Origin of the sequence: Enteractinococcus helveticum (assembly GCF_020742345.1) — a bacterium.
GTDB lineage: Bacteria > Actinomycetota > Actinomycetes > Actinomycetales > Micrococcaceae > Yaniella > Yaniella helvetica_A.
Window position 1 is genome coordinate 1 of record NZ_DYXC01000004.1, and the last position, 6,100, is coordinate 6,100.

Below are 6,100 nucleotides of genomic sequence, written 5' to 3' on the forward strand. Positions count from 1 at the left end.
CTACGCCATATGTGGCACTCGACGGTGACTTTGGGATCGGCCAGATGCTCGGCCTGGGTACTTCGATGTCGTCTGTACGTGCGGGTGATATCTCGAGCTTTACCCTGCCAACCACTGGGACGGGTCGTGAAGCCGGTGGCCAGTCGGTTGTCTATGTTGACTGGGATGAACTCGAAGAAGTTCGTGAGCGTTTCAAGACTGATGACCTAGCGGATTATCAACCAGACCCCTATTAAAAACGGCTCCTTGTGATCAAGCGTTTCAAGCAGGTGTTGGCCAATCATCTTTTGCCAACACCTGCTTGCATTATTTGAGTCGTCCTTTGACTCTACGCACACCAGCCATTGGTGTGGTTTGTTCGGTGTAGTAGTCCAGCCAGTACCCGTCTTCCGTTGGCAGGATTGTGTGTGGCCCGTAGGCACCCTGGATTGTAAACGGGCTTATGCGTGTTTCAGCAAACTCTGTGGGTGTCAGTTTTTCTATTCGGCTGATGGTCACGCCTCGACCGTAACTTACGGATCCGTCTTGACCGGTGCGGTATAGCTTGCCATGGGCTCGGATGATGGGTCCTGCCATGCGTGCTGAGCGGGGATCTAGGCAGACCGGTGTTTGTGGGTGGGGTGTCCATGGCCCAAACGGGCTGGAGCTCACCCAGAGTTCAAGCCGCTCCCCCACGTTTTCTGGTCTTCCACCGAATAGATACCAATGCCCGTCATGTTCGATTAGCGTGGGGTCGATAACACGCTCGTCCTCAAGACCGATCAGCTGATGTGCCGCTTTGGAGGCTAGTTGTTCTTCGTCCAGTTCGAAAAATGTGGGAGGGCCGACGTCTCCCATTTCAGGGAAAAGGTATGTGACGCCTTCGTATTCAAGAATCTGAGGGTAGGAAAGGTGCCCTCCGTTGACCGGTAAATCGACACGGTGGCCCTGCCCATTGGCATAGGCGAAGATCTCACCTTTTCCGGTGCCGCCGTGCATGACTTCTACATAGAGTCGGCCATTATGATACGCGCAGGGATCCGCTGCGAAAGTGTAGCCCTGTGGCAAGGTGATAGGTTGTAGCTCATCAAAATGTGGTTCGACCAGGTTCTCTGGGTCGAATGGCTGCGGCACGAACGCCACGTTCCAACGCTTTTCTCGAAATGCTCCGTAGAGTCCGCGTCCTACCAACGCTTGAGCCATCTTGCCAACAGCCTTGAGGACTTGACCGTTGGTCGGAAATCGATGGTTGGTGTTCAGCGTAGCCCTGGGGAAATCCGTCTGATTTTTCAGTGTTTCAATGGCCTTACCCAGCAACGGTGTCGCCGTGGCATAGGCATTGTGCAGTGTTGCTCGATACGAGGTTGGTACGACGCGAGAAAAGGCTTCAGCCAAAATGCAATGGCTGTTTTGGTTGTTGCTGAGCTTTTGTACGGTCAGGCTCATGGTGGCTTTCCCAGCTAGCAGTTCGTGGAAGCCGAGCGGGCGGCCACGATGTGTTTCAGCATCGGCGTCGTCATAGGCCACAACACCGTAAGTCACGGGTAGGTCTTGGGGATCTTTGAGGAGGTTCATTCCGAATTTCACAATGACATCGTGGTCTTTTAACTGTTTCGCGATGTCATCAGGAATTTTCTGCCATGCACCTTCCCATTCAGACTGAAAGTAGATGGTTTCAACGTCGTTGGGTAATAGCGGAGTGACTTCACAGTTGTGGAGCATTGGCGAGCGCAGGCGCCCAATCGTAGTCAGCGCACGATATGCCCCATGTTGAGCGTTGAATAATGCAGGCTTGTCATTGGTGCAGTGCAAGACCGTTGTAATGTCGAGACCTTGGTTGATGGCAAGTTCGAGGGCTTCGTATTCCCAGGCTTTGAGTGTCCTATCGGATCCCAGTAAAAGGGCAGCACGCACGTGTTCCTCCGCAAGGTATGCAACTCGGTGAGATGGGTGTCACACTACACGATTTAGGGTCCGCTGCCGAGGGGTTCTTGACTATCAGTGGCTTGCCCGTCAAGCTGAGCGGTAGTTTCTCATTCAAGGAGTTCCACCCGATGTCAATCCAACGTCAGTTTCCAAAACTCGGTGAATTGCGCGAGCTATTGCAGTTCAAGAAACCTGAACTCAACGCCACTAAACGTCGATTGGCACAGGCGCTGACGGTTGACGATTTGCGTCTGATTGCCAAGCGGCGGACACCGAAGGCTGCATTTGATTACACTGATGGCTCGGCTGAAGGCGAGATTTCATATCGTCGCGCCCGGCAGGCGTTCGAGGATATTGAGTTTCACCCAGAAATTTTGAAACCTGCTCCTGAGATTGATACCTCGGTTGAGGTTCTGGGCGGGCATAGTGCGTTACCGTTCGGGTTGGCACCGACGGGATTTGCCCGGATGATGCAGACCGAAGGTGAGATTGCCGGTGCCGGGGCGGCTGGTGCCGCGGGTATCCCGTTTTCACTTTCGACTCTGGGAACTGTGTCGATTGAAGAAGTCAAAGCTACCAATCCGCAGGGTCGCAATTGGTTTCAGCTGTATTTGATGAAGGACCGGGATATTTCCTACGGTCTGGTGGAACGCGCTGCTGCGGCTGGTTTTGATACCCTGTTGTTCACCGTCGATACACCGATTGCGGGGAATCGTATGCGGGATACACGCAATGGGTTTTCGATTCCGCCTCAGCTCACCGCAAAGACGGTAATTGACGCGCTGCCACGCACTTCTTGGTGGTTTAATTTCCTGACCACCCAGCGTCTTGAGTTTGCATCTTTGTCGAATACCGGTGGTACCGTCTCCGATTTGATTACCGCAGCTTTTGACCCAACGATTTCTGCAGCTGATCTGGCGACAGTTCGTGAGATGTGGCCGGGCAAGATTGTTGTCAAGGGTATCCAAACGCTGGCGGATGCCCAGCGCATGGTCGATGCCGGGGTTGATGGGATTGTGCTGTCGAATCACGGAGGACGACAGCTTGACCGGGCGCCCGTTCCGTTTCATCTATTGCCCGAGGTTGCGCGCGAAGTCGGCGATCACACAACGATTTTGGTGGACACCGGGGTGATGAATGGTGCCGATGTGGTGGCAGCCCACGCAGTGGGTGCAGACTTTGTGCTGGTGGGGCGCGCTTGGCTCTACGGTCTGATGGCCGGTGGCCGTGCGGGTGTGGATAGGATGATTGCCATTCTGGAGTCTGAGATTCGGCGGACTATGGGATTATTGGGCGTTAGCAATGTGGCGGAACTGCATCCCAAGCATGTCACGCAGCTGATGCGTTTGGCACCTCGAGATGTTCTTGGCCGCGTGAGTGATTTTCGAGTTTGAGGGGTCAGCAGCGGAAGGTGCCTTCATAGAGCGCTTTGATAAACGCTGCGTTTTCGTAGGCGATATACCAGCCCCATTGCTCTGCTGACATCTGGGACTCAGGGTAGACGATGTTCACGTCAACGTCATCATCGATGCACTGGTTGAACAGGAACCGGGTTCTAAAGGTGTGCCACTTGCTGGTGACCACTGTGATTGAGTCCCAAGACTGTTCTAGTGCCAAGTCATTGACGGAAAATGCTTCACCGATGGTAGAGATTTCTTCCGGCGGCAAGCACACAACGTCGTCACGTGGTTCCGTCTGGCAGTATTCGATCACAGCTTCAGGAAGCTGTGGCGGTGTATAGCGTTCGAATGGTCCCAATCCAGGCTCAACATATGAGATCACCAGGGTATTTGTCCCGGTATTTGACCAGATCTCTTCAGCAAGTGGCAACCGGTAGTGCTGCGGTGAGAGACTCACCACCGCGTCACTGGGTGACTCGAGATCGCCCTGAGATGGGTAGAGCACATTGAGCGTTACGAACAGCAACCAACCGATGACCAGGGTAGCGGTGATGCCACCGATGATTTTGAGTTTACGCACGGGCCTTCTGGTTTCTTTTGTGGAGTCGGATGGTGCTTTCACTATCTATCAGGACCTCGAAATGGGCAGTTGACTACTATCTTGAACTGACCGTCGGGCCTGTGCAAGAGCTGCAGACAAATACTTTGACACAGTTTATGATTTGAGTTTTCGGTGCCCCATTCATTTTCGACACCCTTGCGCTAGAATCGTGAAGCAACTCACAAATTGAAATGTTTAGGCGAATCACACCTTCTGCTGACATACATGAAGAGGCAGCCATTTCGCGTAACGCCCTGAGCGGTTGTTGCACGGCTTGGCGATCCGAGCGTACTGCACTGGTAGCGTGCCTTGGCCTGTTGTTGTCGGCAGTACCCAGGGTCGTGGCGGATGGAATGGACCGTATGGCTAGTACTGTTATTGCAGGGCTCAAGATAGATGGTTCAAGGCACACCTGGCTCGTGACCCATCGAGGCGCTAAGTGGCCGGCCGATGTCTGACACCGTTGATCTCAAACCGGTTAGAACCCGTGCTATTGACCGGTACATTTTTGCCGGCGGATCCCTGAGTTGGGCCATCGCCCAGTGGTTTTTGGTCTGGCTATTTGCTCGCGTTGGTGACGGTGCTGCCGCCGTCGGTCAGTACTCCTTGACCTTGGCGATTGTGACCCCGGTGTTCATTATCGGGCAGCTGGGTCTGCGCACCGTCTATCTGAGCTTACAAACCAGTTTCACCTGGAAGTCGTATCTGATTCTGCGGCTGATCGGCACTGGGGCTGCAATTGTCATCATCGTGGCCTACTACCAGATTGATCCCAGTGCCAACCTTCCGCTGCTAGCTGCTGTGGTGGCAGTGCGATGTTTCGATGTCTACCACGACATTTTATATGCCCGCTTCCAGCGCGAGAATCGCCTGTTACTCATCGGGCTGCACAGTATCACCAACAGTGTATTGACCATGATCATCGCCTTTGCGGCCATCATGCTCACGCACAATATTGCCCTCACGGTGCTGTGTGTGGGTATTGGCTCGGCATTGGTGGCCGCATCGGCGCAACGCTATGTATTGAAGGTACCGCGAGACCCGGCAGCTGCCCCGGGCGGTTACCGGCAGATCCTGCGTGCAGGGGTACCGACCACAATTTCTGAATCCCTTGCTGCGCTGTCGCTGTATCTGCCCATTCTGTTCCTGTCGGTGATCGCCGACGATGCGACCACCGGTGTTTTTGCCACCGCAGCGTATTTACTGACGGCTGCCAACCTTACCGGCGATACCCTCAAAGACATTTTCATCACCTCATTTCGTTGGACCTTCGAAGAGTCTGGTGCACGCAAATTGCTGCGCCGTGCACATAAGGTCTCAGGAGTACTGATCATTCTGGTGGTCGTGGCTATTCCGATTATCATCTTCGCTGGCTCGCCGGTACTGGAATTTATTTACGGTGATGAATTCGCGTTGACCCATCTTGAGCTTGCGGTGCTATCTGCCGCGATGATTCCGGTGGCATCGTCGTATATCTACGAAGCCACCCTGAACGTGCTGAATGCCTATGCCGGCCAGGCCTGGATCTGGTTCATGGCCTGCTCGCTGGGCGTGGGTGTGGGGTTCTTGGTCATCAACGTCCCAGGCATCCCACCAATGATTGGTGCAATGGCCGTTGCCTTCACCACCGGCTGGGGCCGCTTCATTGGTGCCCTGAGTCTTGCCCTGTCTGCTCAGCGTCGCGCGACCTAGGACCGCAGGGCACGCAAGCTCTCTCCGTCGCCCATGCTCCGCTGTCGTGGACGGCGGAGTCTTTATTTAAACCGCAACGTGTTGTACGAGAACTTTTCGTGCCAGTTTTTGCATGTCGACTACATGAACCTCCTGTAAAAAATCGCTCTCTGAGCTCGCAAATGGCCATGTCAAACCCTGGGAAGCATGGAAGTATCAAAAAACTTTTCTAAAATCTCTTGCTCATTGCTTAGTTAGCAACTAGATTGTTATATCAGCAACACAGCCAGTGATGCGAATCACATAACAAACTTCAAAGGAGAACCCATGGTGGACAGCGTTTACGAATCAGACGAAGCCTACAAAGAAATCGAAAACCAGCTGGAACAAGCACTGGACAATGCCTTCAACCTGGGCACCCAGGAAATGGAAGGCCGTGGCTTCAAACGTCGCGTTGGCTTCGGCACTCGCCCAGCAGTCATCCACATTGACATGGCTAACGCCTGGACTCGCCCTGGCCACG

4 protein-coding genes and 2 pseudogenes are annotated in these 6,100 nt (G+C 53.9%); 4 read left to right on the forward strand and 2 right to left on the reverse strand.

Going from position 1 to position 6,100, the window contains the following annotated elements; all coding sequences use genetic code 11:
* Positions 1–236 (forward strand): annotated as a pseudogene (locus K8V32_RS00220) (LCP family protein); the annotation flags it as partial.
* Positions 237–306: 70 nt separating this feature from the next.
* On the opposite strand, the gene K8V32_RS00225 reads toward K8V32_RS00220, so the two are convergent.
* The gene (locus K8V32_RS00225; RefSeq protein WP_303901154.1) at positions 307–1,893 is read right to left on the reverse strand and encodes a glucosamine inositolphosphorylceramide transferase family protein; all 1,587 of its coding nucleotides are present in this window, start codon (positions 1,891–1,893) and stop codon (positions 307–309) included.
* 140 nt (positions 1,894–2,033) lie between these two features.
* On the opposite strand from K8V32_RS00225, the gene K8V32_RS00230 reads away from it, so the two are divergent.
* A complete protein-coding gene (locus tag K8V32_RS00230; protein WP_303901156.1) occupies positions 2,034–3,299 on the forward strand; it encodes an alpha-hydroxy acid oxidase in 1,266 nt (421 codons plus the stop codon).
* Between the two features lie 4 nt (positions 3,300–3,303).
* Here K8V32_RS00230 and K8V32_RS00235 read toward each other — a convergent pair whose 3' ends face one another.
* On the reverse strand, positions 3,304–3,885 hold the full coding sequence (locus K8V32_RS00235; protein ID WP_303901158.1) for an ElyC/SanA/YdcF family protein: 582 nt from the start codon (positions 3,883–3,885) through the stop codon (positions 3,304–3,306).
* Positions 3,886–4,356: 471 nt separating this feature from the next.
* Between K8V32_RS00235 and K8V32_RS00240 the strand changes: the two genes are divergently transcribed.
* Both K8V32_RS00240 and K8V32_RS00245 read left to right on the forward strand, forming a co-directional pair.
* Positions 4,357–5,598 (forward strand): lipopolysaccharide biosynthesis protein, encoded by a 1,242-nt coding sequence (locus K8V32_RS00240; RefSeq protein ID WP_303901160.1) that lies wholly within the window; start codon positions 4,357–4,359, stop codon positions 5,596–5,598.
* A gap of 306 nt (positions 5,599–5,904) precedes the next feature.
* A pseudogene (locus K8V32_RS00245) lies at positions 5,905–6,100 on the forward strand (N-carbamoylsarcosine amidase); the annotation flags it as partial.